General features: G+C 54.5%; 21 protein-coding genes. 5 read left to right on the forward strand and 16 right to left on the reverse strand.

The window, feature by feature from the left end:
- Positions 1 to 3: 3 nt before the first annotated feature.
- The 8 genes from QVZ43_RS12735 to QVZ43_RS12770 all read right to left on the reverse strand — a co-directional run bounded on the left by QVZ43_RS12735 (position 4) and on the right by QVZ43_RS12770 (position 8562).
- On the reverse strand, positions 4 to 1032 hold the full coding sequence (locus QVZ43_RS12735; protein WP_302910228.1) for a polysaccharide deacetylase family protein: 1029 nt from the start codon (positions 1030 to 1032) through the stop codon (positions 4 to 6).
- Positions 1025 to 2152, reverse strand: a complete 1128-nt coding sequence (locus QVZ43_RS12740) for a glycosyltransferase (protein WP_302910229.1) — start codon at positions 2150 to 2152, stop codon at positions 1025 to 1027. Before QVZ43_RS12740 ends, QVZ43_RS12735 begins: the two co-directional genes overlap by 8 nt.
- Positions 2149 to 3093 carry a glycosyltransferase family 2 protein gene (locus QVZ43_RS12745; protein ID WP_302910230.1) on the reverse strand — a complete coding sequence of 315 codons (945 nt, stop codon included), beginning with the start codon at positions 3091 to 3093 and terminating at the stop codon, positions 2149 to 2151. The genes QVZ43_RS12740 and QVZ43_RS12745 overlap by 4 nt, the downstream gene beginning before the upstream one ends.
- Positions 3094 to 3171: 78 nt before the next feature.
- Complete coding sequence (locus QVZ43_RS12750; protein WP_302910231.1) at positions 3172 to 3789, reverse strand: acyltransferase; 618 nt, start codon at positions 3787 to 3789, stop codon at positions 3172 to 3174.
- Positions 3786 to 5006 (reverse strand): TIGR03087 family PEP-CTERM/XrtA system glycosyltransferase, encoded by a 1221-nt coding sequence (locus QVZ43_RS12755; protein ID WP_302910232.1) that lies wholly within the window; start codon positions 5004 to 5006, stop codon positions 3786 to 3788. Before QVZ43_RS12755 ends, QVZ43_RS12750 begins: the two co-directional genes overlap by 4 nt.
- Complete coding sequence (locus QVZ43_RS12760; RefSeq protein WP_302910233.1) at positions 5003 to 6103, reverse strand: GNAT family N-acetyltransferase; 1101 nt, start codon at positions 6101 to 6103, stop codon at positions 5003 to 5005. Before QVZ43_RS12760 ends, QVZ43_RS12755 begins: the two co-directional genes overlap by 4 nt.
- A 6-nt stretch (positions 6104 to 6109) precedes the next feature.
- Entirely contained in the window at positions 6110 to 6991 is an 882-nt protein-coding gene (locus tag QVZ43_RS12765; protein ID WP_302910234.1) for a P-loop NTPase family protein, read from the reverse strand.
- Positions 6991 to 8562: an XrtA system polysaccharide chain length determinant gene (locus QVZ43_RS12770; RefSeq protein ID WP_302910235.1), complete on the reverse strand. Its 1572-nt coding sequence runs from the start codon at positions 8560 to 8562 to the stop codon at positions 6991 to 6993. Before QVZ43_RS12770 ends, QVZ43_RS12765 begins: the two co-directional genes overlap by 1 nt.
- 727 nt (positions 8563 to 9289) lie before the next feature.
- Here QVZ43_RS12770 and QVZ43_RS12775 point away from each other — a divergent pair.
- The gene (locus QVZ43_RS12775; RefSeq protein WP_302910236.1) at positions 9290 to 10327 is read left to right on the forward strand and encodes an ExeA family protein; all 1038 of its coding nucleotides are present in this window, start codon (positions 9290 to 9292) and stop codon (positions 10325 to 10327) included.
- A 130-nt stretch (positions 10328 to 10457) separates the two neighbouring features.
- A complete protein-coding gene (locus QVZ43_RS12780) occupies positions 10458 to 13091 on the forward strand; it encodes a tetratricopeptide repeat protein (RefSeq protein ID WP_302910237.1) in 2634 nt (877 codons plus the stop codon).
- 133 nt (positions 13092 to 13224) lie between these two features.
- Here the strand turns inward: QVZ43_RS12780 and QVZ43_RS12785 are convergent, their stop codons facing one another.
- The 3 genes from QVZ43_RS12785 to QVZ43_RS12795 form a co-directional block, all read right to left on the reverse strand.
- Positions 13225 to 15405, reverse strand: coding sequence for a malate synthase G (locus QVZ43_RS12785; RefSeq protein ID WP_302910238.1), 2181 nt, complete (start codon positions 15403 to 15405; stop codon positions 13225 to 13227).
- 161 nt (positions 15406 to 15566) lie between these two features.
- Positions 15567 to 16955, reverse strand: a complete 1389-nt coding sequence (gene cysS, locus QVZ43_RS12790) for a cysteine--tRNA ligase (RefSeq protein WP_302910239.1) — start codon at positions 16953 to 16955, stop codon at positions 15567 to 15569.
- Positions 16952 to 18631 (reverse strand): glutamine--tRNA ligase/YqeY domain fusion protein, encoded by a 1680-nt coding sequence (locus QVZ43_RS12795; protein WP_302910240.1) that lies wholly within the window; start codon positions 18629 to 18631, stop codon positions 16952 to 16954. Before QVZ43_RS12795 ends, cysS begins: the two co-directional genes overlap by 4 nt.
- A gap of 138 nt (positions 18632 to 18769) precedes the next feature.
- Here QVZ43_RS12795 and QVZ43_RS12800 point away from each other — a divergent pair, with 138 nt between their 5' ends.
- Together QVZ43_RS12800 and lpxH are read left to right on the forward strand one after the other, a co-directional pair.
- Positions 18770 to 19279, forward strand: coding sequence for a peptidylprolyl isomerase (locus QVZ43_RS12800; protein WP_223793179.1), 510 nt, complete (start codon positions 18770 to 18772; stop codon positions 19277 to 19279).
- Complete coding sequence (lpxH, locus tag QVZ43_RS12805; protein WP_302910241.1) at positions 19276 to 20001, forward strand: UDP-2,3-diacylglucosamine diphosphatase; 726 nt, start codon at positions 19276 to 19278, stop codon at positions 19999 to 20001. Before QVZ43_RS12800 ends, lpxH begins: the two co-directional genes overlap by 4 nt.
- A 65-nt stretch (positions 20002 to 20066) precedes the next feature.
- Here lpxH and QVZ43_RS12810 read toward each other — a convergent pair whose 3' ends face one another.
- The 5 genes from QVZ43_RS12810 to QVZ43_RS12830 form a co-directional block, all read right to left on the reverse strand.
- Positions 20067 to 20864: an amino acid ABC transporter ATP-binding protein gene (locus QVZ43_RS12810; RefSeq protein ID WP_420890917.1), complete on the reverse strand. Its 798-nt coding sequence runs from the start codon at positions 20862 to 20864 to the stop codon at positions 20067 to 20069.
- Between the two features lie 11 nt (positions 20865 to 20875).
- A complete protein-coding gene (locus tag QVZ43_RS12815; RefSeq protein WP_223793177.1) occupies positions 20876 to 21961 on the reverse strand; it encodes an amino acid ABC transporter permease in 1086 nt (361 codons plus the stop codon).
- A complete protein-coding gene (locus tag QVZ43_RS12820) occupies positions 21961 to 23160 on the reverse strand; it encodes an amino acid ABC transporter permease (protein ID WP_223793176.1) in 1200 nt (399 codons plus the stop codon). Before QVZ43_RS12820 ends, QVZ43_RS12815 begins: the two co-directional genes overlap by 1 nt.
- A 91-nt stretch (positions 23161 to 23251) precedes the next feature.
- Entirely contained in the window at positions 23252 to 24277 is a 1026-nt protein-coding gene (locus QVZ43_RS12825; protein ID WP_411722638.1) for an amino acid ABC transporter substrate-binding protein, read from the reverse strand.
- Between the two features lie 268 nt (positions 24278 to 24545).
- Entirely contained in the window at positions 24546 to 25427 is an 882-nt protein-coding gene (locus QVZ43_RS12830) for a hypothetical protein (protein WP_302910242.1), read from the reverse strand.
- 185 nt (positions 25428 to 25612) lie between these two features.
- On the opposite strand from QVZ43_RS12830, the gene QVZ43_RS12835 reads away from it, so the two are divergent.
- Positions 25613 to 26656, forward strand: coding sequence for a 2-dehydropantoate 2-reductase (locus QVZ43_RS12835; RefSeq protein WP_302910243.1), 1044 nt, complete (start codon positions 25613 to 25615; stop codon positions 26654 to 26656).
- The last annotated feature ends 1 nt before the right edge of the window (position 26657 follow it).

The following is a 26657-nucleotide window of genomic DNA, read 5'->3' on the forward strand; positions in this document are numbered from 1 at the left end:
TGCCTAATCCCTAAAGACCAATTGGCTCAAGCCTGAACAAACCGTGTTTTCGTCATGAGCTTTTAGTTCCCCCCGCTCTCGCAACCCGAGTGCAGCATTGGTGATGGTTTCCGCCTTCAAATGGCACTGAGAACGCAGAAAGTTCACAACCTTCTCAATCCGCATCATGAGGCGGCTTTTGTCACTCTCGGATTGCACATAGCGGGTTGAACCGGGCAAAAGGCTGGAACTGTGGAGATACATATGAATCACCGGGCAGTCCGTTTCCAGCATCTGTTTACACAGGGCAATCATGTCTCTTGCTGATGATAGTTCCGGGCTCAGGTAGATTTTTCTGTGCAGTCTCAGTGCCCAGAGCGCGCCAATAACCCGGAAACGTGCCCACTCCGGCTTTTCTAGTGTTTGATGCAGGCTTTGGGCTTTTCCGAAGGGCCTGTGATTAAAACCGGCGGTGACCGGCAACTCAATCAACTCGGGTGTCGTGCCAAGATGCGACATCGTCAAAGGCCAGCTGTCGTAATCCGCGCAACTGAACCATTCCGTTTCATAGAAAGGGTAAATACTGGAATCCACCAGATAGCCCTGCTTGGCAAGCTCCTGGAGAATAGGATCGGTGATACCCCAGCGCCCGGAACGAAAGGATGTGGGCTTTTGGCCCGTCACATTTTCGATGGCTTTCGTGAGTGACCGGAGCTGAGCGGAAACCGTATCCATCGGCAAGTTGACGATGTGGGAGCTGGCTTCAGACCCGGCGTGCACAACCGGTGGTGTCACCCAGGGGTGCAGATGGGCGCCGTACTCAATCTCAGGCTCCGACTTGTAGAGATCAGCCAAAATCTGCCTCGAATACTCGTTCTCAATAACTGCATAGTCCAGAAAATAGGTCGGACGCAAACCCATGCCTCGGACCTGCCGCTGAAAGGTGGACAGGTGGCTGACATTTTCCACCGATATAACCCGGTTTGGGAATGGCCCTTCCCAGTCCCACTCCTCTTCGGTGTCAATGCTGAGTACAAACTTGATCTCACGCATCTTGGACTATCTTTCCCGTTGTAAGTTCGTGAAACAGTGCCGCGTATTCATCTGCCATCGCAGCGGCGGAGAACTTTCTGTAAACCCTGGCGCGGCCCGCATCTGCCAGACTCGTTCGTAAGTCGGCATCTTGCGACAGCTTAGTCCATGCCTTGGACAGTGCCTGGATGTTGCCGTAGGGAACCAGTAAACCGGTTTCTCCCGAAGTCACCAGTGCATCGACCCCAGGAATATCAAACGCAGTCACACAGACCCTTGCAGCCATGGCCTCCATCAGGCAACGTGGGATACCCTCAAGAGATGAGGTCAATACAAAGGCATCAAAGGTTGGAAGGAACGCGAGGCGGTCATCCCGAAACCCCAGAAACGCCACGGAATCTGAAAGCCCCAGTTGCTTAATCAGACCCATCAATTGTGCTTTCTCATCGCCATCCCCAATGAATACCAATCGGGCATTCCGGTTTTGCTGATGAAAAAGTTCAAAGGCACAAATCGTCGCCTGCAAGTTCTTTCGACTGATCAACTGACCGATATAGCCAATGGTGAAATCCGATGTCTCGCGAGGTTTTGGGCTCGAGATCGCGGTTTCGACCTCGGTGAGATCGACCCCATTGTTGATCATCCGGACTTTGCGACCGCCTAACCCGTAATTCTCAACGATCGTCTTCGCTATTCCTTCGGAAAGTGGGCACACCCAGTCAAACCAGTGAAAAGCCTTGCCTCCGAGCCACAGATAGGCCTTCAGCCACTTGTCTTCGGCATTCTCAAAACCATGCGGCGTACATACGGAGCGGATACCGGCAAGTTTTGCGGCGACAATACCGAGTATGTCGGATTTGTAGCCATGGGTGTGTAGAACATCTATCTGGAACTTTTTCAGCAGTCTGGTCAGACGGAGAACCGCTCGGGGGTCGAACTTGGAAGACATCTTCAGGCGATGCTGCCGGTCGTCAGGCAGCCCGGATCGTGTTAGCACTTCATCGGAAGCGCCGAGCTCATCCGTGATCGCAATATGGTATTCAATTTCGGGGTCGGTGTTTGCAGAGACCAGCGCGTTGATCCATCGCTCGGCACCGTAGTAACCGGTAGGACAGATAAACTGCAGCACTCTGATACTCATTCCGTGAGATCCCTTGTCAACAAAAGCCTCGTCCCTTTAACCGTGCCTGCGGCACGCGCCACGAAGTACACCGAGTAAAAAAGCACCAGAAAGTGCAGTGGCTCGTGGTTGGACTGCTGCACAAACAGCCTTACGCTATACAGAAGTATGGGTAACAACAGCATAATGAGGCCAATAAAAAATGCTGTCTGTGAATAGACCCCCATTACCGCCACAACAAGTCCGAGAAGCATCCAGAAAGGCAGCAGGATACTTGGCCATTCCCGAAGGGGTACCTTACGCCCGGAAAGAGAAAAAAGGTTGTACTCCGAACGCCAGATTTCTTTGGTGAACGTCTGCCGAAGCGTCCTGTCCTCGCCCAGATGCACATAGTGAGTCTGCGAGGTGTAGTACAGATCCCCTAACTGCGAGAGTTTCTCGGTGTAGTAGTAGTCTTCACAGGTTTTCAGGTGTTCGGGGAAACCTCCGACTTTGTCATGGGCTGATCGTTTTACCAGAAGATTCCGACCGGGGAGAAACTGGACGGGCTCATCGAGGCTCACATTGCTGAGAGCTACCCTCAAACGCTCCACTCGCCCCGCGTTTTCTGACGATTTTTGCATCGCACTGACCAGAACCCTCTCTGGCATCTGTGCCAGAAGACCGGTGCACGTTTCCAGCCAGTCCATGGCTAATCCTATGTCCGCATCAAGAAACGCAATAAGCGGTGCCTTGCCTACTACTACGCCGATGTTGCGTTGTTCGGAAATGGTTGAGGCAGTTGGCGCCCGGATTATATTGAGCTTGTCGCGTTCCTTAACGGCAAGCGGGGCCTCGTTTTTTGTCACCACGGTAACACTTGCGATTTGCTCTGGGCGGTTTTGAGCGAAAACCGACTCAAGTGTCTCCACCAGCAGTTCGGGCCTGCCCATGTGAGGGATTACAAAATCAACAGCATCCATACTGAATTTCTCCGACGGCTCAAGAACTCATCAAGCCAACTTGACCAGTTCTGCCCGTCAATGGTGCGGGATCAATCGTCATGGGTCTGATCTCTGCGAAGCATCGGAATAACGAGATTTCACAACAACCCCAGGATTGCCCACCACAATGGATCCGGCCGGGATATCGTGTGTGACGACTGTGCCCGCTCCGATGACACAGTCCCGACCCACGTTCGCCATGATCAAGGCGCCGTTGCCAACCCATGAATTCTCACCCAACGAAATTTTCCTGTACTCGCCCCCCTGAAGTCTCAGTGGGATAGCGGGATCGTCAAACCGGTGCTGGCCTTTTCCACTGAGGATGTGAACGCCGCTTCCAATGAGGCAATTGGGATAAATAACCGATAGCCCGATATTGCACTGGGGGCCGATATAAATACCACCGTACAATTCTGTGCCCCGGTGAGAAAAAAGACTGCCAAAACCGATCACGTTGTCGGTGTCGCAGCGCGCCATCAGGCACCGATAAAATGCCACCCTTAAATAACTGCCAGACAGTCCGGGAATCAAAGACAGAAACTGTGAAAAGCCGGCAAAAAGGTGCTCTTCTCGGCTTATGGGCCTGAGTAACCAAAAAAGCACAACGAGCGGAGCCACCAAGACCAGCGACAACAGGTTGGCCGCACCTTTTACCCGTTCCCTGAAGTCCGTCAAACGTACGTCCTTGTCTCAAGCGAAGCCACCAGGTCTTTGAGAATGGAATCCCAACTGTGATTCCGCTGGATGTAGTGGGGGCTATTTTCTGAAAAACGCTGCGACAACTCGGCATCCGTAAGCAATCTTCTTATCGCCTCAGCAAACTCTTCACCGGTATTAGCTACCAGAATCTCTTCGCCCGGCTTAGCATTGATACCCTCAAGACCCATTTGCGTCGTTACAACAGGCAGCCCACATGCGAGTGCCTGCAATATCTTATTCTGCACGCCCCTTGCGAACCGGAAAGGCGACACAAACACATCGGCTTTCTGGTAGTAAGGCACGATATCGTCAACAAAGCCAGTCACAACAATGCCGGGCTTTTTACCCAATTCCCTGATTTTGCTCGAAGGGTTCATGCCCGCAACGACAAACTGGGCTTCTGGCCACTCTTTCTTAATGTCGTCCCAGATCGTCTCCACGAACCATTGAACCGCGTCCTCGTTCGGCTTGTAATTCATAACACCCGTGAATAAAAATACCGGTTTACGGGGATTGGCAGTGCGACGAAGCGGGAAAAAAAGCTTCGTATCTATGCCATTCCCCAAGACTCTTAGCCTGCTGCTTTCCGGCAATTGGGCGGCAAACAAATCAATTTCATTCGCCGAAACGAAAAAGCACTCATCAAATACTTGGTAACTCTGCTTTTCTATGGCGCTGATTAGCTTTGCTTCTCTACTGTAGACAAGGCTCATCGGTAGGGACGAACTGGTTTGATACTGCCTCCACTTATCAGAATCAAGGTCCATGAAGTCCATGAGAAGCCTTACCTCCGACTTCCGGGGAGCCCCCATCAAGCTTTTGTTACGAAATACATAAGGTGCCATCGCCGACCCGGTACAAAGGACGGCATCAATGCTTCGCGAACCCAGAAGCTCGTCAAAGGTTCTTTGTAGTCGAGCACAGTAAAAACAGGAGGCTGTCAACGCCTGGTTAGTAACAAACCCTCGGGCCAGCCGAGCAATCTTGCTGTTGAGGGGGAACATTTGCACTCGGATTGCCAGTTTTTTTTCCAAGGCAACGGCATGCTCTATTTCCTTCGCACTCTCATACGGAGCAAGGACGACAACGTCATGGCCCCGAGATGCGAGGTACTGGATCTGATGAAATGTGCGGATCTTTTCTCCTTTGTTGGGAGGAAATGGGACTCTGTGGGACAAAACAATTATCTTCACGTTCGACACCACCCGTTTTTAATGGTTCGTACCGCACGTTCCACCCTGAATCTCCAACGCTCTCTTTGTAATTCGAGCTGAACCAGTTGTTGATGAGGTTCAGCGAGTTGGAGCTTGTATCGATCATCGCCACCCATGAAATCGTAAAAATCGGCCCCACGCTCCATGTAATCCTTGATACAGAGGCTGTGGCCAAGCAGTCCAGGCTTTAACTTGTTATCTTTTTCCGGCTTTACACCCGCCAGATAAAAATACACACGATTCTTAAAAATCAGGTTGTAAAAAGTGGCGAGTACCTGATCTCCGGCCTTCAGCGATACCAGATCGGCACCACCCGCTTCCCAATGTTCGCGGAGGTATGCCTTATGGAAGCGCACGAAATCCGGATTAGCAAATCCGCTTTGACCAGGTCCACTGCCCCAGCGCAAAAGATGAAGTGGGGCGATAGAATCAAACCTCGCTTCAGCCTCTTCCACGGTTTTCGGCCTTTCCAGAACCAACGGGCCTAGCGCTTCGTACCGGCCCAACGACCGCCGAACTTGATGACGGGTATTCCCCGAAACCGTATCGAGAAAGTCCACGCCGGAGGACCTCAGCGAATGCAAGTCCACCCCAAAACAAGGCGCTTCCCAAATAATGTGGGGAACCAGTGCAGAGGCTTTGGTTAACTCGCGTGCGTACACACTATCAACTCCGCTCAACACGATTTCATCCCAATCTGATCGCGTTTGATTAAGATAGTCTATAGCGGCTTTGGAAACCTCTGCCTCCATGCTCTTTTCTGCTAGAAAGCCATTATATTCAATCCAGATCTGGTCTTCTGATGCGTTTCCGGTCTGGTGCAGCCGAAGGCGCTGTGAGACCAATAGCCCGTGCCTTCGTTGGGAGGATTCAGTAAAAAGCCCCAAACCCACCAACCTCTCGCCTTCCCTGACCCGCAAGACGATCAACATGGGCTTGTAGACCGCAAGCCAGGTCCCGATCCATTGCCAGGACAAAAACACACTCGGCTGAGCGCGCTCCTCTAAGGACAGCCAATCTTCCCTGATCAGCCCTGGCTCTGTACCAGCTGTACCGCAGTGGACGCTCAGTCCCACACTGGGTTACTCCTGAAAAACCAAGCCAGAGAACTTGTCAGACCCCAGTGCGTCTACCGATTCAGTGATGACTTGCCCCGTCACCTCTCCAAACGGAACACCGAAAACAATCTGATCGGCAAACCGTTCCAGAATCCGTGCTTCCGCACTTATACGAAAAGGTGGTGCATTCAGAACAATGCACCGATCCGGATAACGGTTCTTCAACTCGGACAACAATTCCCGCATGCGTACAGAAGAGAACAGCTCAACCGCAGAAGAAGCCTGGGTTCCGGCCGGGATGACCGAAAGCCGCTCAACACCGCTCGGATAGATAATGGACTTTACGGTTTGTGATCGATCAGCCACGAAATCAGTGACTCCAGCATCCATGGGAACGGAAACAAGACCAGCCAGCTCGTCGCTATGGGGATCACAGTCCACAAGCAGCGCAGATGTATGTGAATCCAGAGCAAAGGCCGTAGCGAGGTTAAAAGCGGTCAAAATTCCGCCTGAACTCTTGCCAAGACTGCTGAACATCACAGCAAAGTTACCTTCTCCGGCACGCTTACGGAGCTGGATTCGCAGCTCCCGATAGGCGTCCATCACCTCTTTATCAGGCATGCCTGAGTAGATGATTTTCCGTTCCCGAAGCTGTTCCCGAGACCAGGGCCGGGGATTGCTGATGAGCGCCAGAGATACCGAAGGGTCGTAAATTTCAGGGGCTTGCATGCCCGCAGACTCACCTGTATCCACCTTAACCCAATTGGGATTTCCACCATCAGAGGCAGAGTGAGGTTTCTCTGTCCGCCCACCCTCCTGGGCACTGGACACATCGCGACTGCGGTTGACTTGCTGGCGCTCATCCTGGCTTTTCAGAAGCGCATTATAGAGTTTGCTGTCGTCCATCAGTCGCTCCCAAATCCAGCCATCACGCTCACCTGTTCCATCAGTTGTTCTGGAGCCATCCCCAAAACGCTGAAGAGTAATACGGCCATATAGGCTGCCATGAACACCGTCAGAAGGATCACCGTGAACAGGACATCCTTTCGCAACAAACTGTCTTTCCAGGTACTGCGGTAATGGGGAATGGTTGTAAGAACCGAGATGGACTCCGGCACAGCCATTTGAAGCGCTCTGGGGGACCGTACCCGCTGATCAAACATCACCAGCATTACTAGCAGGCCCAGCACAGCAGCACTGCCAAGGAAGGGCCCAGCAAGGCCTATCTCATGCAATTGAAGACCATCCCAAGTAGCGGGGTAAGAGGCCGGTTCCTGGATTTTGTAACTCACGCCCTCGCCCTGCACGTCCAGGGTCATTGATAATCGGGCCGCTTCACGACGCTGTAGCATGTCCTCATAGACTTCTCGGGTTACATCGTAGTCCCGTGTGAGCTCGGCAAGCTCCGCCTCGTTCTCTGCCACACGCTCGGAACGCTCGTATCCGTCTTCGAGAAGGCGTTCGAGCGATGCCAGACGATTTTTCTGGACGGTCAACTGGGTTGTGCTGTCCGAAAGATGAATTTTCAGGTTTTCGTAAACCGGGTTTTCCAGAACTTCGACAACGCTTCCTTCCCGGTCGTCGTCAGTCTCCGTGGAAATTCGATTCTCAAGGTCAGCGATCTGGGAACGGATATTGATAACATCCGGATGGAGTTCGCTATATTTCAACAAGGCAGAGTCCAGGGCCTGACGCATCATGACCAGTTGCTGTTCCGCAGCAGACTTACCGGGATCCACCGTGATACGAAGAACAGGCTCTTCATGATTGAGCTGGCGACGGGTGAGCTGAACTTCGGATTCAGTTTGCTGGATTTCAAGCTTAAGGCTTTCAATCTCATCACGGAGTTTTTCAATCCGCGCAAGCACGCTACTCTCGGTACCGTCTTGATTGGCTGTCTTAAATTCCTTCAAACGCTGCTCAGCTGCTTCTAACTGACGCTGGTAGGATTTCACCTGAGAGTCAATGAACTGAAATGCCCCCTGACTTTCGGAACGTTTTTTCTGTACCGTTCGTTCCACAAACCAATCAAGAACCGCACTCAGAACCTTAAAAGATTTCTCGGGACTCTCGCTGGTATAACTCAATTCAAGAAAATTCTGATTGGACACACGAATATTAATGTCATCTCGCAGAGTATTGATTTTCCTGTTGCGCACTGCATCCGATTCACCACCGGTGATAAGCCCCGTATCCCGCGAAACCTGCTCAAGGAAAGTCCGGCTTTGCAGCATCTCCCGGGCTTCATTGATGCGGTCTATCTGCGTTACTTCAGCTTTACCCCTGAGTAGCGGCTGGAGAATGTTGGATTGATCAGCATACAAGACCGCCCGAGAGGTATAGGTCTTGGGCATTATGTAGCCCAGCGACAACACGCTTGCCGTAACCAGCATGAAAATGATCGCCACAACAAACTTGTGCCGGTATAACTCGAGCTTTACAGCGCGGAGCATATCGAGAATGAATTGAATATCCATCTAGACTCTTCCCTGATCAGTGACTTGCAGCGACTGCTGAGTTACCCGGCAGCTCCCATAAGAAGACAGCGGCCGAGCAACAGCCACAAACCCAACCATCGGGTCTGTTCCTAAATTCTTCAAAAAGTTCGGCCGCAGAAAAATAATAAGTACAGCCCGGGCAGAGGCAGCCAAAGAAATCAGACTTGCAAGAAATACCTTCCGACAGCGGGCCGTCAACACCAAAATGTCAGGCCCAAATACAGAAAGCATCAGATCAAGAATAGCAACGTAAAACTCACGAACCCCTCTGCACGACACACTACGCAACTTCCCTGCCGCCATGTTCTTCCCCGTGGTCTGTTTGCCAAATCGCAACACACCAACCCTCCGCGACAGACTTAAAAAGTCATCTGTCGCTACATATTTGGTATGACCATATTCTGCGCCCAGGCGAAACCAATCTCAATCGATTTGTATCTTTTTGTGATCAAGATTACATTACGTCAATGTGTTGTACCACTTTCAATACAGACTCCGTTGTGTTCCCACTATTACTGGGTGAGACTACTGTGCTGTGGGACGGGATCAGACTGGGAGCGGGCCCACTTGCTGAGCCCAGATATTTTTCGACACACGGAGGATGGTCTCATAGGGGATCATCTTTGCCTGAGGCTGGAGATGATGGTCGGACGCGTTACCATCATCTGATCTTTCTGGCGCAAAAACGCCGTCGAAGGAACTGACGATGTACTTGGAATTCTTCGGTCTACACCGACACCCATTCCGAATCACTCCGGAAGATGATTTTATCTACATGAGCCGGCAACACTCCCGGGCTTATGTGTATATGTCCTCGGCAATCTGGTCATCCGAAGGATTTGTAGTCATCAGCGGCGAAATTGGTTCTGGCAAAACCACCCTCCTCAAGAAAACCATCCGAAGCCTCGATGCCGACCTGAAGCTCCTTAATATTTCTTACACCAACCTGGAATCGAGGGATCTGTTTGGACTGATACTGCGAAAGGCAGGCGTTAAGATTGAGGACGATAGCAAGGTGTCCATGCTGTTTCAGATCACCGAATATCTAGAGCGAATGGTTGCTGCTGGCACGCCTGTTGTTCTGGCGATTGACGAGGCCCAGAACCTGTCTCGTGAAAATCTGGAAGACATCCGCATGCTGACATCGATGGACAACATGGGCGGCCCCGCCATGCGGGTTATTCTTCTGGGTCAGCCCGAACTCAAGCAAGCGGTTACCGCCATCCCCCAGCTGGCCCAACGAGTCAAACTGTTCTTTCATCTTGAAGGGCTGACCCAGACTGAAACGGCCGAATACATCGATTATCGCCTGCTTGTTTCCGGACACGGCGGCAACAAGCTGTTCGATGAAGATACCGTTCGTGAAATCCACAAGCTTAGCCAGGGCATTCCGAGGCTTATCAACAAGCTGTGTGACGGAATGATGATGTGCGCCTACTCGGAAGATCGCCCTTTCATCGATCCTCACGATTTGAAGAGCATTCGCAAGGATTTACTCGGGGAGGAGGACTTTCCAGAACCTCCGACCTTGCGGCTTTCTGAAGCGGAAAAGTTTCAAGATACGACAGGCTCCAGAAGCTCCGGCGAGCTGGAATCACATGCAACAGTGAACGCTCTTGTGCGTATAGCCGACGCTCTTGAAAGAATCGAGTCCAGACTGGCAAAAGCGTTCCCGGAAGATCAACCACATAGTGACGATGCCACCGTGCCTGGCGAAAATGTCAAGCCGTTGGGTAAACGCTGATCAGGCAACGGCAGTCAACCGGTAAGGCTTGAACCAGGGAACACTCAACAAGACTTTGAGATGCCCCAGGGAATGATGCCCCATTCACTGCTGATGGCTCATAACTAGCACAGGCCAAGGAGAAGGGAAAATGAAAATAAAAAAAAGGAATTTGAGCTCATTATCGAAGACCATCCTGTTTGGCAGCCTTTTACTGACACTCACGCACCTGACCGGGTGTAATGAGCAGTCCACCACGTCAGATGCAAGTTCACACATAACTCGCGCCGAAACCTACGCCAAGCAGGGACAGTTCCGCTCTGCTTTTATCGAAGTAAGGAATGCCATCCAGGCTGAGCCGGGTAATGTCGACCACGTGCTTCGGCTAGCCAACTTATATCTCGACGCCGGTGCCTCGAAGGACGCCGCAGTTCTCCTTGAGCCATGGTTCGAAGACCACAAAGAAGCCGTCACTCTCACACTGGCTCGCGCATACGTAAGCCAAGGGAAGCACTTATCAGCGACGGAAACACTGGCCAAGTTCACGCCTGCGTCAGAGAGCGAACAACTGGAAGTGTCACTCATTCAGGCTGAAGCTCTTCGTCAGCGTGGCGAGTTTGAAGAAGCCATCGTACTTTTCCAGCAACTCAGTGAAAGCAACCCGTCCAATGTTGACGCCGTCGAAGGCCTGGTTAAGTCAAAATTGGGAGCGCAGCAGTTTGACGAAGCCGTCAAAACCGCAAACGAATGGCTCGAAACTAACGAACCGGAGCCGGTAGTACTTTACTGGAAAGCACTTGCACAGTACCAACTGGGCGAAATGGAACAAGCCGCAGCAACACTGACCGATGCAGTCTCGGTCGTACCAACCGCCGATATATTTCTGCCAATTCGAAGAAACATTCTGACAGCTCTTTCTCAAGTATTAACCGCTCAGGGCCGGATCACAGAAGCACAGATTTACAACAATATTCTTGCGGAGAACACGAATACCGCCGTGCAAGAACAGTTCGAAGCGGCTATGTCTGCCGTGAAAGAAGGACAAGTGGAAACAGCCAAAGCCCAGTTACGTGACCTGCTAACAGCCAGCCCCGATAACGAACAGATTGCCCTCATGCTGGGTGCACTGAGTGCCAGCACCGGAGAACTCGATGAGGGTGTTCAGCTGCTGACAGAAAATCTGGACCCGGAGACAGCATCTACGCCGCTTATTCGAGCCGCAACCGTTGCTCAGGTCGACGCAGGGGAGCGCGAGGAAGCCCTGAAAACTCTGGAGCGCGCGATTGAAGCCCGCCCAAATACCTCAGAACTCCTGGCTATGCATGGCATCCTCGCACTGAACATCCCTGACCACCACGACGCGGGGATCGAAAGCCTGACCAAGGCCATCCGCCTTACCCCCGAAAACACTCGCCTGCACCTCGCACTGGCGCGCCACTTCCAGCAAAATGACGAGCCTGATCAGGCGCTCAGCAACCTGCGCACGGCTTTTACCAAGGCTCCTGACGACTGGATTACGACAGCCTATTACCTAGACTTTCTGCTCAGTACCGAGGCTAAAACCGAAGCCGAAGAAATTCGAGACTCCTTACTCAACGGTTATCCGGAGGACCGCCAGGCACTGCTTCTTGCCAGCATGGCGGACGCCCGACTCAATAATCAATCAGCCGCAACCGAGCGGTTAGAGGCCCTCGTGAAAGCCAACCCGGACTGGCAACCCGGACTGAGAGCTCTGGCCAGCACGTACCTACGTAACGGGGAAAAGGACAAAGCCGTGGGAACGATGGTCGAGGTAGTGCGCTTAAACCCCAACGATGTCGGTCCACTGTTGCAGACATCGCGCCTGTACGCGCAGGATCGCACGCCAGAAGACGTGAAGAGCTGGCTGGCGACGCTGGGGCAGCAGCACAGTGAGCTTGAACCCCTGGCCGTTGGCTTGGTCGCACAGATCAATATTCGCGAAGGTAACCTGGCAGAAGCGTCGGATCTCCTCAAAACCCAACCCGACAACCACAGTTTCATCCAACAAACAACAGCGAATCTTTTGGCGGCTGAGGCAAGGCAGGCGTTGATTTCGGAAGATTTTGAGACCGCTCGCACCAAGATTACAGAGGCCATCGCCCTTCAGCCAGATAATATCAACCTCGCCCTGATTCCGGTCCGGATCGCTGAACTGGAAAAAGGCGCCCAGCATGCTCGGGATACTCTGAGAGATGTGGAGAACACATTCGGCAAACAAAGCATCACCGTCAGAGCGCAGGCAGGCTTAATGCTGAGAGATCAGCGGCCGGATGATGCGATCAAACTTCTGTCCTCTCACTATGAGCAAACCGGAGATTTGGACTCGCTGGCCTACCTCGTCAGCGTTTCCCAAGCAACGCAGTCAGAAGATGCCGGTCAGTTAAGCCTGGAGTGGGTAACCAAAGCGCCGAACAGCCCTGCCGCACACCTCAGGCGTGGCGACATCCTGCTTCAAAGTGGTAGTCAGGACGAGGCAGCGGACCATTACGAAAGAGTGTTGGAACTGCAGGACAACAACGTCACCGCGATGAACAATCTGGCCTGGATACTCCGCGAGAGCGATCGGAGCCGGGCACTGAAACTTGCTTCGCGGGCTGCCGAACTGGCGCCCAATAGTGCCGCTGTTCTGGACACCTATGGCTGGATTCTACATCTGGACGGCCAACACCAGGCCGCTGCGGAGCAGATCGAAAAAGCCCTGGAACTAGAACCTGATCAAGAGGAGATAGCCCAGCATCTGGAGCAGGTGCGTGAACTACTCTAGGTCCTCCCCTTCCTACCCTGCCCCATGATCCGACAGGGCTCTTGAGGGCCAAGCTCACATCCGTTAAAGCAAAAGGGCCGGTGGACAAATCCACCGGCCCTTTTTTCAGCCTGTTCCGATAAGGAAGGGCTACTTAGCCACCAAACTTGGCCTTCGCCTTAAGACGGTACGCGTGCAGCAGCGGCTCTGTGTAGCCGTTTGGCTGCTCACGACCCTTCAGGATCAGATCCATCGCTGCCTGGAAGGCCACGCTGTCGTCAAAGTTCGGGGCCATGTTGCGGTAAGCCGGGTCACCAGCGTTCTGCTGATCAACCACTGCCGCCATGCGCTTCATGGTCTCTTCGATCTGCGCTTCGGTGCAGATACCGTGGTACAGCCAGTTGGTCAGCAGCTGGGAAGAAATACGCAGAGTCGCGCGGTCTTCCATCAGGCCCACGTTGTTGATGTCCGGAACCTTGGAGCAACCAACGCCCTGATCCACCCAGCGAACCACGTAGCCCAGGATACCCTGTGCGTTGTTATCCAGCTCCTGCTGGATTTCTTCCGCGCTCAGGGCGCTCGGATCTTCCATGACCGGCACGGTCAGGATGTCGTCGAGGCTGGCACGGGCGCGGCTCTCGATATCCTTCTGAACGTCAGCCACGCTCACCTGGTGATAGTGAGTGGCGTGCAGGGTTGCAGCGGTCGGAGACGGAACCCACGCGGTATTGGCGCCCGACTTCGGGTGGCCGATCTTGGCTTCCAGCATACCAGCCATCAGGTCCGGCATGGCCCACATACCCTTACCAATCTGGGCGACGCCACGGAAACCAGTTTCCAGACCAATGTCCACGTTCCACTGCTCGTAAGCATTGATCCAGGCTGCCTGCTTCATTTCACCCTTGCGGATAAAGGGACCCAGCTCCATGGAGGTGTGCATCTCGTCACCGGTGCGGTCGAGGAACCCGGTGTTGATGAACACCGCACGCTCTTTCGCAGCGTGGATACAGGCCTTCAGGTTAACGGTAGTGCGACGCTCTTCATCCATGATGCCCACTTTCAGGGTGAAGCGCGGCAGACCCAGAGCGTCCTCCACACGACCGAAAAATTCGTTGGTGAAGGCCACTTCTTCGGGACCGTGCTGTTTGGGCTTAACAATGTAAACAGAACCCTTGGTGCTGTTCTGGAATTTGCTGTTACCCTTCAGATCGTGGATCGCGATCAGAGACGTCACCAGACCATCCATCAGACCTTCAGGCACTTCAGAACCGTCGCTCAGCAGAATCGCCGGGTTGGTCATCAGGTGACCCACGTTACGGATAAACATCAGGCTGCGGCCCTTCAGAGCGAGCTCGCTGCCGTCAGCAGCGGTGTAGGTGCGGTCGCCGTTCATCTTACGGGTGAGCTGCTTGCCGCCCTTTTCAAAGGTTTCTTCCAGGTCGGCCTTCATCAAGCCGAGCCAGTTGCGGTACGCCAGCGCCTTGTCGTCTGCGTCAACGGCCGCAACCGAGTCTTCGCAGTCCATGATGGTGGTCAGTGCAGACTCCATCAGAACGTCTTTAACGTTGGCTCCATCGTCTTTGCCAATCGGATGGCTGGCGTCGATCTGAATTTCGAAGTGCATGCCGTTCTTCACCAGCAGTACCCCTGTCGGCGCGTCAGCCGCACCGGTGTAGCCCACGAAACCGGACTCATCTTTCAGGCCAGTGGTTGCGCCGTTCTGCAATTTAACAGCCAGCTTGCCACCTTCAACAGAATACTTGGCGGCGTCCTTGTGGCTACCAGAAGCCAGCGGCGCAGAGCTGTCCAGCAGATTACGGGCCCACTCGATCACCTTGGCTCCGCGAACCGGGTTGTAGCCAGGCCCTTTGTCCGCACCACCCTCTTCAGAGATGGCATCGGTGCCGTACAGCGCGTCATAAAGGCTACCCCAGCGGGCATTGGCGGCGTTCAGGGCAAAGCGGGCGTTCATGATCGGTACCACCAGCTGTGGGCCGGCCATGGTGGCGACTTCCGGATCAACATTGGAGGTGGAGATTTTGAAATCTGCGGGCTCGTCAACGAGGTAACCGATGTCTTTCAGGAAGGCCTTGTATTCAGCCATGTCCAGCTTCTGACCTTTGTGGTCACGATTCCAGCTGTCCATCTTTTCCTGGATCGCGTCACGCTTGGCCAACAGTTCGCGGTTGCGCGGAGCCAGCTCGTTAACGATCTTGTCGAACTCGGCCCAGAATTTGTCCGCATCGACACCGGTTCCCGGAATCGCTTCATTATTCACGAAATCATACAGATTCTTCGCGACCTGAATGCCGCCGATTTGTACGCGTTCTGTCATCGTTGTCTGCCTCAATGGGTGATGTTTCCGGTGGCCTCCTCCGCGCAAACGCACGGAGGGGGACCGTCTATTTCTAATTTGAGGGCCGCATTGTAAGGGAAAACGCCTATGAGGTCATGCCCACCCTTACACCACGGCAATCGAAGCGCTGACACCGGCCGCTATGCCCTGCGCCAGGTCGTGCCTTCCCGGGAATCGTCCAGAATAATGCCTTTATCTGCGAGCTCATCCCGGATGCGGTCGGCTTCTGCAAAGTCACGGTTCTTGCGGGCATCTGCCCGGGCCTGTATAAGTCCTTCAATGTCCTCCGCACTCAATTCACCGCCCGTGTCCGCCTGAAGAAAGGCTTCCGGATCCTGCTGCAGAAGTCCGAGAATGGAACCCAGGCGCACCAGCACGGCGGCACTATGCTTGGCCTCATCTTCCCGACCTTCACGACGCTGCTGGTTGATGTCATTGGCCACGGCATGAAGGACCGAGATGGCCCCCGCGGTATTGAAGTCGTCGTTCATGACTTCCATAAAACGGCGGTCGTGCTCGGTTTCAGGGACCACCCCCGCCTTGGACGGCATAACCCCGCGCAGCGCCAGATAGAGTTTCGTGAGGCTGCGCCCTGCCTCGGCCAGATTTTCCTCCGAGTAGTCCACCTGGCTGCGGTAGTGACTGGACACCAGGAAGTAGCGCACCACTTCCGCCGGGTAGCTTTCGAGGATTTCTCGAATGGTGAAGAAATTGCCCAGGGATTTAGACATTTTCTCTTTGTTCACGCGAATCGCGCCGGCATGCATCCATGTCCGGGCAAACTCTTGCCCCGTTGCACACTCTGACTGAGCGATTTCGTTCTCATGGTGGGGGAACAACAAATCCGGTCCGCCACCATGAATATCAAAGGTATCCCCGAGGCAGCAGGTGGACATGGCGGAACACTCGATGTGCCAGCCAGGGCGCCCCTCACCCCAAGGTGAGGACCAGCTCACTTCGCCTTCACTCGCTGCTTTCCACAACGCGAAATCAGCGGGGCTGCGCTTGGCTTCGCGAACATCGATGCGGGCGCCAGCGACCAGATCCTCGAGCTTTTTCTTGCTCAGCTTGCCGTACTCATCGAACGAGTCCACGGCAAAGTAAACATCACCGTTGTCCGCCGAGTATGCGTGCCCGCTGGCCACCAGCTTGTGGATCATCGCGATGATTTCGTCGATATACGCAGTAGCGCGGGGCTCTTCGGTTGGAGACAACACACCCAACCGGGCTTCATCCTCGTGCATGGCCTCGATCATACGGTCGGTCAGGTCGGTAAAGACCTCGCCATTTTCGTCGGCCCGGCGGAGGATCTTGTCATCAATATCCGTGATGTTGCGAACGTAGTGCACGTCGTACCCACAATGACGCAGGTAACGGGTGATCACATCGAACGATACCAGGACCCGGGCATGCCCAAGATGGCAGTAGTCGTACACGGTCATGCCGCACACGTACATGCGTACCTTGCCGGGCTCGATGGGCTGGAATTCTTCCTTTTGCTGTGTGAGCGTGTTGTAAATACGGATCACTTGCCCCCCTTACCCCAGGAATCGCGCAGAGTTACGGTGCGGTTAAAGACCGGACGACCGGTTTCAACAGTCAGTTCCTGATCGCAGAAGAAATAGCCTTCACGCTCGAACTGATACGGGATGTCCGCTCTCGGCTCCGCCAGGCCCTTTTCAACACGGGCGCCCTTGAGCACCACCAGGGATTCCGGGTTCAGGTGGTCGACAAAATCCCCGTCCTTGTCGCTGTCCGGGGATTCGTGGTTGAACAGGCGGTCATACACATTGATGTCCGCTTCCACGCTGTCGGTGGCAGACACCCAGTGCACGACGCCGTTGGGCTTATAGCCTTCCGGGTTCACTCCCAGGGTCTTCGGATCGTACTCACACTTGAGCTCAACAATCTCGCCATTGTCATCACGGATGATTTCCCGACAGGTGATCACATAGCCACCGCGCAGGCGCACTGCCTGATCGGGGGCCAGACGCTTCCATTTGCGGGGCGGCTCTTCCACGAAATCTTCACGGTCGATGTAGAGGGTCTGACTCCAGGTCACCTCCCGCTCGCCCATCTCCGGATTCTGGGGATGCACCGGCAATACCAGGGTTTCAGTTTCGTCGGCCGGATAGTTGGTCAGCGTCACTTTCAACGGACGCATCACACACATGGCGCGCGGAGCCCGGGCGTTCAGGTCTTCCCGGATGGCAAACTCCAGCATGCCGACATCAACGGTACCACCTGCCTTGTTCACGCCAACCATGTCGCAGAACGCTCGGATAGAGTCGGGCGTGTAGCCTCGACGGCGCATGCCGGAGATGGTCGGCATGCGCGGGTCATTCCATCCGTCCACATGGCCCTCATCCACCAGACGCTTGAGCTTACGCTTGCTGGTGATGGTGTAGTTGAGGTTCAGGCGCGCGAATTCGATCTGGCGCGGCTGACACGGCACTGAGACGTTTTCCAGAACCCAGTCATAGAGCGGACGATGGTCTTCAAACTCCAGCGTACACAGGGAATGGGTAATGCCTTCCATCGCGTCGGAGATCGGGTGGGTAAAGTCGTACATCGGATAGATGCACCACTTGTCGCCGGTCTGGTGATGGTCGGCGTAGCGAATCCGGTACAGAATCGGATCCCGCATATTGATGTTCGGGGACGCCATATCAATCTTGGCCCGCAACACCAGTTCACCATTCTGATACTTGCCCGCCCGCATATCGCGGAACAGTTGCAGGTTTTCCTCTACCGGACGGTCACGGTAGGGGCTGTTACGGCCAGGCTCTTTCAGGGAACCACGGTATTCCGCCATTTCGTCTGCGGTCAGAGCGCAGACATAAGCCTTGCCCTTCTCAATGAGTTCTTCCGCAAAGGTGTACAGAACATCGAAGTAGTCGGACGCGAACCGGATATCACCAGCCCACTCGTAACCCAGCCATTCCACGTCCTTCTTGATGGAGTCAATGTACTCCTGACTTTCTTTTTCGGGATTGGTGTCGTCAAACCGCAGGTTACATTCTCCGCCGAAGGTTTCCGCGATCCCGAAGTTCAGGCAAATGGACTTGGCATGGCCAACGTGCAGGTATCCATTGGGCTCCGGCGGAAAACGGGTAACTACATTACCGGTGTGCTCGCCTTTGGCGATGGCGTCTTCGATCAGGCTCTGAATAAAGTTATGGGCTTTCTTCGATTCGGCGCTCATAAGTTCTCTGCAAAAGGAGGTGGATCAGAAACCGGCTATTATACTCACAAATCCCGCCCGGACTCATGCATCGCTGGAAACTCTTGCGTACAATAATGCGCTCATCTTTGTGCACATCACTTTGAACAGGTATCCCTGATGATTCTGCTGAAAACCAACCTTGGCGACATCAAGCTCGAACTCGACCACGACAAGGCGCCGGAAACCGCCAAAAACTTCGAGCAGTATGTTCGCGACGGATTCTATGATGGCCTGATTTTTCACCGTGTCATCAGCAACTTCATGATCCAGGGCGGCGGCTTCGAGCCAGGCATGCAGCCCCGCAAAACCCGCGAGCCGATCAAGAACGAAGCCAACAACGGCCTGAGCAACATGCAGGGCACAATCGCCATGGCCCGCACCATGGACCCGCACTCGGCAACCGCCCAGTTCTTCATCAACGTTGAAAACAACGGCTTCCTGGACCACACCGCCGAAAACACCGAAGGCTGGGGCTACTGCGTGTTCGGCAAGGTCGTCGAAGGCATGGACACCGTGAACAAGATCCGCGCTGTTCGCACCACCATGCGCGCAGGGCACCAGGATGTACCGCACGACGACGTCGTGATCGAAAAGGCGGAAGTTCTGGAGGACGGAGGCGCGGCGTGACCACGCTGTTTATTTCCGACCTGCACCTCGAGGAGTCGCGGCCTGACATCACAGATGCCTTTCTGGAATTTCTGAAGGACAAGGCCTACGGCATCGACAGCCTGTACATTCTCGGCGACTTCTTCGAAGCCTGGATTGGTGACGATGAACGGACCCATCTTCAGGAGCAGGTAGCCGAGGCCCTTCGGGCTGTGAACGAGAGCGGCACACAGATCTTCCTGATGCACGGCAACCGGGACTTCCTGATTGGCCATGAGTTCTGCAGCCGGGCCGGCGCCACCTTGCTGGATGATCCAACCGTGGTGGACCTTTACGGCACCTCTACCCTGCTGATGCACGGCGACAGCCTGTGCACCAGGGATGTGGAGTACCAGAAGTTCCGAGCCAACATGCGCAATCCCCAGTGGCAGCAAATGATACTGCAGCGTCCCCTGGCAGACCGCCAGCAGATGGCCCGCCAGCTTAGGGAAATCAGCATGGCCAAAAATCAGGGCAAGCAGGAAAGCATCATGGACGTGACGCCGGAGGAAGTAGTCCGGGAACTGGAAGCCCATGGCGTTCAACGGATGATTCATGGCCATACGCACAGGCCAGCCAAACACGACATTGAGGCCAACGGAAAGCCGGCTCAGCGAATCGTCCTGGGTGACTGGCACACTCATGTATGGTGGCTGACTGTGGAGGAAGGCAAGGACCCGGTTCTTGAGAGTTATCCGCTCTAGTGACAACGGCTCAATAATCCACTCCCCTGAACGAAAAAGGCCGGGCAATTGCCCGGCCTTTTTTCTTAGTGCTGCAGAATCTGCTTAAGGAACTTCTGCGTCCTCGGTTCCTGAGGATTGGTGAAGAACTCGTGAGGCGGAGCCTCCTCTACGATTTCACCCGCATCCATGAAGATAACCCGGTCGGCAACCGTCTTGGCGAAGCCCATCTCATGCGTTACACACAACATGGTCATGCCACTGCCAGCCAGCTCGATCATAACATCCAGCACTTCCTTGATCATCTCAGGGTCAAGTGCGGACGTTGGCTCATCGAACAACATGATCTTCGGCTTCATACACAGAGCACGAGCGATCGCTACACGCTGCTGCTGACCACCAGAGAGCTGCCCCGGGAACTTGTGCGCCTGGTCCGGGATCTTCACCCGCTCAAGGTATTCCATAGCCGTCGCTTCTGCTTCCTTACGCGGGATCTTGCGAACCCACATAGGGGAGAGGCAGCAGTTTTCAAGCACCGTCAGATGCGGAAACAGATTGAAGTGCTGGAATACCATGCCCACTTCACGACGCACGGTGTCGATCTGACGAATGTCATCGGTCAGCTCCACATTGTCGACGATGATCTTGCCCTGCTGGTGCTCTTCCAGCCGGTTGATGCATCGAATAAACGTAGACTTACCAGAGCCGGACGGGCCGCAGATTACGATACGCTCGCCCTGCTTGACGTCCAGATTCAGGTCCCGCAGTACGTGAAAGTCACCGTACCACTTGTGCATGCCTTCAACCTTGATGATCGGTGAGCTCTCACCTGCTACACCCTGAGGAGAAGACACAGTTTCAGGAGTTTGGGATTGTTCTGTCATTGGATTACCCATCAGGTTTTATGACCGGTGTCGAGTTTTCGTTCAAGATTCTGGCTGTAACGGGACATGCCGAAGCAGAAGACCCAGAAACAGAAGGCGACAAATACGTAGCCTTCGGAGGCAACATTTTGCCAAGCCGGGTCTGTAATCGTTGACTGGACAGCACCCAGCACGTCAAACAGACCGATAATCAACACCAGCGTTGTATCCTTGAACAGGGAAATAAAGGTATTCACGATCCCTGGAATAACCAGCTTCAGAGCCTGAGGCAGAATGACCAGCCCCATTTTCTTCCAGTATCCGAGACCAAGCGCGTCAGCCGCTTCGTACTGTCCACGCGGGATGGCCTGAAGACCACCACGGATAACTTCGGCCATGTAGGCAGACTGCCACAGCGTGATACCAATCAACGCACGAGACAGCTTTTCGAAGTTCACACCTTCCGGCAAGAACAGCGGCAGCATGACCGAAGCCATGAACAATACGGTAATCAACGGAACCGCACGCCAGACTTCGATAAAGACCACGCATAGACCACGGATGATCGGCATGTCCGACCGACGCCCCAGTGCCAGCAGGGTACCAATTGGCAACGACGCCAGAATACCGATATAGGCCAGGATCAGGGTCAGCATCAGCCCGCCCCACTTGGTGCTCGGAACCTCTTCGAGGCCAAAAGAACCACCCGGGATCAGGAAGTAGCCAATCAGGGGCAAGCCGGTCATACCGAAAATGCCCAGCCACTTGCGGCCTGGGAAGCCTTCAATGAACTGGGGCACAAAGGCAACAGCCAGCAGGATGAACATCACATCCACGCGCCATTGCTGGTCATCCGGGTAGAACCCGTAGATAAAGAAGTTCAGTCGCTCACTGACGAACACCCAGCAGGCACCCGCCCCGGTGCAACTTTCCGGACCAGTTCCGGCGAAGTTGGCATCGAAGAACAGCCAGCTCAGCAGCGGCCCAAGCGAGGTCACCAGGACGTAACCGATGAGCAGCGTCAACAGTGTGTTGTACCAGGACGAGAACAGGTGCTCCCGCATCCAGGCGACCGGACCGAGAGTCTTCTTGGGTGGTTTCATGGTTGACTCAGTCATCATCGCTCCTTAATCGCCACAGCTCGGTTGTAAATATTCATGAACAGGGAGATCAGCAGACTGATGGTGAGATACACCGCCATGGTAATGGCGACCACCTCAACGGCCTGACCCGTCTGATTGAGGGTTGTACCCATGAATACCGCAACCAGGTCTGGATAACCGATAGCGGTTGCCAGCGAAGAGTTCTTAACCAGGTTCAGGTACTGACTGGTCAGTGGCGGAATGATGACTCGCATAGCCTGGGGAATCACGACCAGACGAAGAGTAAGGCTGTTTGGCAAACCCAGGGCTTTGGAGGCTTCCGTCTGTCCCTTACTGACCGACAGGATCCCGGAACGGACGATTTCCGCAATGAAGCTCGCAGTGTACAAGGACAACGCAAGCCAGAGCGCTGCGAGCTCCGGAATAATGGTGATACCACCACGGAAGTTAAAGCCCTTCAGGGCAGGCACATCCCACTCCAGCGGGCTTCCAGCCACGAAATAGGCCAGCACTGGCAGCAGCACCAAGATGGACACCCCAACTTTGAACGTCGGGAAAATCTTGCCTGTCGCCAATTGGCGCTTTTTGGCCCAGATGCGAAGGCCAATAACCGCAGCGATCGCAACGGCGATAGCGCCCCATACCAGGCCAAAGCCATCCTGAGTGACAGGATCTGGCACATACAGGCCCCGGTTATTGAGAAAGGCTGAGCCCCCCACCTCAACGCTTTGCCGGGGAGACGGCAGCGCAGCGAGGACGGCGAAATACCAGAAAAAGATCTGCAGCAGCAGAGGAATGTTACGAATCACCTCGACATACACCAGTGCGAGCTTCGCCACCAGCCAGTTGCTGGACAGACGAGCGACACCGATGATGAAACCGAGGATGGTAGCAGCAACCACACCCATCGCTGATACCAGCAGGGTGTTGGTCAGACCCACCAAGAAGGTGCGGCCGTAGGACATGGTGGCATCATAAGGCACCAGACTCATGATAATGCCGAAACCGGCAGATTCTTCGAGGAATCCAAAACCGGTGCTGATCCCGCGGCTCTCCATGTTGGAGAGTGTGTTATCAACCAGCGTCCAGCCGCCCCAGAATACCAGGGCAATGGCGACGATCTGGAAGAAGATGGATCGAACCCGGGGATCATACCAGGGCTTGGGCCCTGCGGGTTTTGACCCGTTTGCTTGAGTAATCGTTTCAGTCTTCATGGGAGTTCCTGGAAAGCTTCCCTGCGGTTCACTACTCAGAGATAACAAAGGGCGCCCCCTCATGAGGAGCGCCCTCCCGTGCTTTCAGGTTTTAGCGAACAGGGGGAGCGTACAGAACGCCACCGTTGTTCCACAGGTTGTTAACGCCACGGTCCAGACCCAGCGGAGTGTTCGGGCCTACGTTGCGCTCGTACATTTCGCCGTAGTTACCAACGTGCTTGATAACCTGGTAGCCGAAGTCGTGTTGCAGACCCAACATCTCACCCAGGTTACCGTCAGAGCCCAGCAGACGCTGGATGTTCGGGTTGTCGGACTTCAGCATGTCATCAACGTTTTCGCTGCTTACGCCCAGCTCTTCCGCGTTGATCTGCACGTTGAGAACCCACTTAACCAGGTTGAACCACTGGTCGTCGCCCTGACGGACTACAGGACCCAGAGGCTCCTTGGAGATGGTGTTCGGCAGGATAATGGCTGAGCTCGGATCGGCCAGCTTGGAGCGCAGAGCAGCCAGCTGAGAACGGTCAGAAGTCAGAACGTCACAACGACCTGCAGAGAAGCCCTGCACGGTCTGCTCAGAGGTATCGAATACGATTGGCTTGAATTCCATACCTTTGGCACGGAAGTAGTCAGACAGGTTCAGCTCGGTGGTGGTACCGGACTGGATACATACAGTCGCGCCATCCAGCTCAGTGGCGTCAGAAACACCGATGTCCTTGTTCACCATAAAGCCCTGACCGTCGTAGTAGTTTACGCCGGCAAAGTTAAGGCCCAGGGAAGCGTCACGTGTCAGAGTCCAGGTAGTGTTACGGGACAGCACGTCGATTTCGCCGGACTGCAGGGCGGTGAAACGCTCCTTGGCAGTCAGCGGAGTGAATTCTACGTGTTTAGCATCGCCAAAGATTGCAGCGCCAATCGCGCGGCAAGTATCGACATCAATGCCCGTCCAGTTACCTTCGGAATCTGGCTGGGAGAAGCCCGGCAGACCGTTGGTCACGCCGCACTGCACATGGCCTTTTTCCTTCACGTTTTCCAGCGTGGTTGCAGCCATAACGTTACTGGCTGCAAAAGTGCCAGCGGCAAGCGCCATTCCCAGGGCAATCGATTTCGTTTTCATCATTATTTGGATCTCCAAACGTCAGTTTGTGTTGCGCAACCGCCGTAAGCGGATTGCGTGCCAAACCTTGTAGTTTATTGATTTAATTGACTTATTTTTATGTAGACCGGTCTAAAGCTTCTGCTCAGACTGGTACATCCGTACAAAAACGCACTCTCATGGTGCGCGCACGGCAGTACCATGCCTTGTTATGAGCCAAATTGAAAGACCACTTTTACAAGGTAGAACAAAATCGGGAATAAAAACCAGTTTTTTAGAATTCTCGAAGTGATTAAAACATCTCCGCAGGCTCACGATAGGTCTGCAAACGCTTCCTCCAGCCCGGTAACCAGCGGTCTCGCTCGATGTCCTGAGGCGCATTTTCGGCACGGCGGGTAAGAACCTGGTCGGCAGCCCCGCGAAACTTTTCCAACACCGACGCACCCTGATTCTGCTCTTCCATTGCCAGCAATACCTGCAGCAATCCCCACCCCTGCCCGCTGTATCGCTCGTCGGGTGAAAGCCCCTCACCTTTGAAATTCACATAGTCGATCACCGCGTAAAGCCCACCCGGCGTCGACGTGAGCCCCTTCAGGCGGTTGGATACGGCCTCACGCTGACTTTCAGGCGCTGCCGCAACCACCTTTGCCAGTGATCGGCTCGCGCGCTCAACGATGAATTCGGCCTGAATCCCCTGGGTGCCCGCCAGAAACTCCCTCAACTGGGCAACCTCGGCAGAGTCCTGTGCTGCAAGAAAGGTCTCCCGGTCTGGCCAGGGCGCATCGAACTCATCGAGTTCCCGCAACCAGTCCGGAACCGAGGCCTGCCGCTGATGCATGTATTGGATCAGCGCGGGAAAGCTCTCGACGAAACGCTCTTCGACCCCTGCGGGGTACCAGATGAAATGCCCGATACCAAGGGATGGGAAAGGTTCCCCCTTATTCCAGTGCACGAGACATTTCAACTGGCCGGCGCATTCGTTCTTAAATACCTGGGCACCAACCCAGTCCATCTGGGCCTCGTCGAGATCAATGGAAAATTCCAGTGCACGAGCATTTGAGGTTGCTGCATTCTGGTGCGCCTCATTATTGGAGCCACGCTCGGTGTCAGAGTCGCAACCCGCCAACAACCATAACCCCAACAGCAAAATACCTGCACCACGGACGATCGACACTGGTTACCCCCAATCATTCGAAACGTAAAATTTTTAACGGTTGCAGCAGCACCGGAACGGATAGAGTATGAACGAGAAATCTACCTTAGTGGACTGATCTGGCTTACGAAATAGTCAGAGAGCGAATCCGGGATCCAGAATCACTGTCCGCCATCCAACAAATACCAACAAAGAGTTCGCACCGTATGACCAACCAATCCCCCAATCAACCCTCTCAGCCTCCTCGGATTTTGATATTCGGTGCCGGTAGCGTGGGCTGCTATGTCGGCGGGCGACTGATGTCCGGCGGTGCGGAAGTGGTTATGATCGGCCGCCCTCGCTTGCGACAGGTGTTCGACGAATCCCCCCTGGTTCTGACTGACTACGAGGGCTTCCATTTCGAAACCCAGCTTGGGCCCGACCTTTTTACAGAAGACGCCTCCGTGGCCGCCGATGCAGACCTGGTGCTGGTCACCGTCAAGTCAGCAGCCAGCGCAGAGGCAGGAAAAACCCTCGCCAAATACCTGCGCCCCGGCACGCCCGTTATCAGCCTGCAGAATGGTATATCGAACGTCGAAACCCTGCGCTCACAACTACCCGACGCCCGGGTTTTCGCAGGCATGATTCCTTTTAACGTGCTGCAGAAAACCCCCGGGCACTTCCACCATGGCACCGAGGGCCATCTGATGGCGGAGAAACACGCTTGCCTGGAACCATTTCTATCCGCCTTCGAAAGCTGCGGGCTGGCGCTCGAACTGAGGGAAGACATGACCTCGGTCATGTGGTCCAAGTTATTACTGAACCTCAACAACCCGATCAACGCCCTGTCGAATGTGCCGTTGCTGGAAGAATTGTCTGACCGGAATTACCGGCTTTGCCTGGCCCTGGCGCAGAAGGAAACCCTGGCACTACTGGACATGGCCAAAATCGACACAGTCCAGCTTACCGCTATCCCCATGTCACTGATCCCGAAGGTGATGAGCCTTCCCAACTGGCTGTTCCAGAGGGTTGCCCAGAAAATGCTGGCCATCGACCCTATCGCTCGCTCATCGATGTGGGAGGATCTTGAGGCAGGACGTCCAACGGAAGTGGACTGGATTAACGGAGAAGTGGTGAAACTGGCCAATTCTCTGGGGAAGAAGGCGCCGGCAAACCAACGCCTGACAGAGCTGGTCCATGCCTGCGAACAGAGCCGGCGCCGCTGGGCCGGCGATGAATTACTGCGGGAACTGCGCTCAGCCAGCCGCTGAG

Source organism: Marinobacter suaedae (assembly GCF_030519635.1).
GTDB lineage: Bacteria > Pseudomonadota > Gammaproteobacteria > Pseudomonadales > Oleiphilaceae > Marinobacter > Marinobacter suaedae.

Excerpts from the sequence above, each read along its gene's own strand:
- QVZ43_RS12735 (WP_302910228.1), bottom strand. The coding sequence starts at position 1,032 with ATGCGTGAGATCAAGTTTGTACTCAGCATTGACACCGAAGAGGAGTGG.
- QVZ43_RS12740 (WP_302910229.1), bottom strand. The coding sequence starts at position 2,152 with ATGAGTATCAGAGTGCTGCAGTTTATCTGTCCTACCGGTTACTACGGT.
- QVZ43_RS12745 (WP_302910230.1), bottom strand. The coding sequence starts at position 3,093 with ATGGATGCTGTTGATTTTGTAATCCCTCACATGGGCAGGCCCGAACTG.
- QVZ43_RS12765 (WP_302910234.1), bottom strand. The coding sequence starts at position 6,991 with ATGGACGACAGCAAACTCTATAATGCGCTTCTGAAAAGCCAGGATGAG.
- QVZ43_RS12770 (WP_302910235.1), bottom strand. The coding sequence starts at position 8,562 with ATGGATATTCAATTCATTCTCGATATGCTCCGCGCTGTAAAGCTCGAG.
- QVZ43_RS12775 (WP_302910236.1), top strand. The coding sequence starts at position 9,290 with ATGTACTTGGAATTCTTCGGTCTACACCGACACCCATTCCGAATCACT.
- QVZ43_RS12780 (WP_302910237.1), top strand. The coding sequence starts at position 10,458 with ATGAAAATAAAAAAAAGGAATTTGAGCTCATTATCGAAGACCATCCTG.
- QVZ43_RS12785 (WP_302910238.1), bottom strand. The coding sequence starts at position 15,405 with ATGACAGAACGCGTACAAATCGGCGGCATTCAGGTCGCGAAGAATCTG.
- QVZ43_RS12795 (WP_302910240.1), bottom strand. The coding sequence starts at position 18,631 with ATGAGCGCCGAATCGAAGAAAGCCCATAACTTTATTCAGAGCCTGATC.
- QVZ43_RS12800 (WP_223793179.1), top strand. The coding sequence starts at position 18,770 with ATGATTCTGCTGAAAACCAACCTTGGCGACATCAAGCTCGAACTCGAC.
- QVZ43_RS12810 (WP_420890917.1), bottom strand. The coding sequence starts at position 20,864 with ATGACAGAACAATCCCAAACTCCTGAAACTGTGTCTTCTCCTCAGGGT.
- QVZ43_RS12815 (WP_223793177.1), bottom strand. The coding sequence starts at position 21,961 with ATGACTGAGTCAACCATGAAACCACCCAAGAAGACTCTCGGTCCGGTC.
- QVZ43_RS12820 (WP_223793176.1), bottom strand. The coding sequence starts at position 23,160 with ATGAAGACTGAAACGATTACTCAAGCAAACGGGTCAAAACCCGCAGGG.
- QVZ43_RS12825 (WP_411722638.1), bottom strand. The coding sequence starts at position 24,277 with ATGATGAAAACGAAATCGATTGCCCTGGGAATGGCGCTTGCCGCTGGC.
- QVZ43_RS12835 (WP_302910243.1), top strand. The coding sequence starts at position 25,613 with ATGACCAACCAATCCCCCAATCAACCCTCTCAGCCTCCTCGGATTTTG.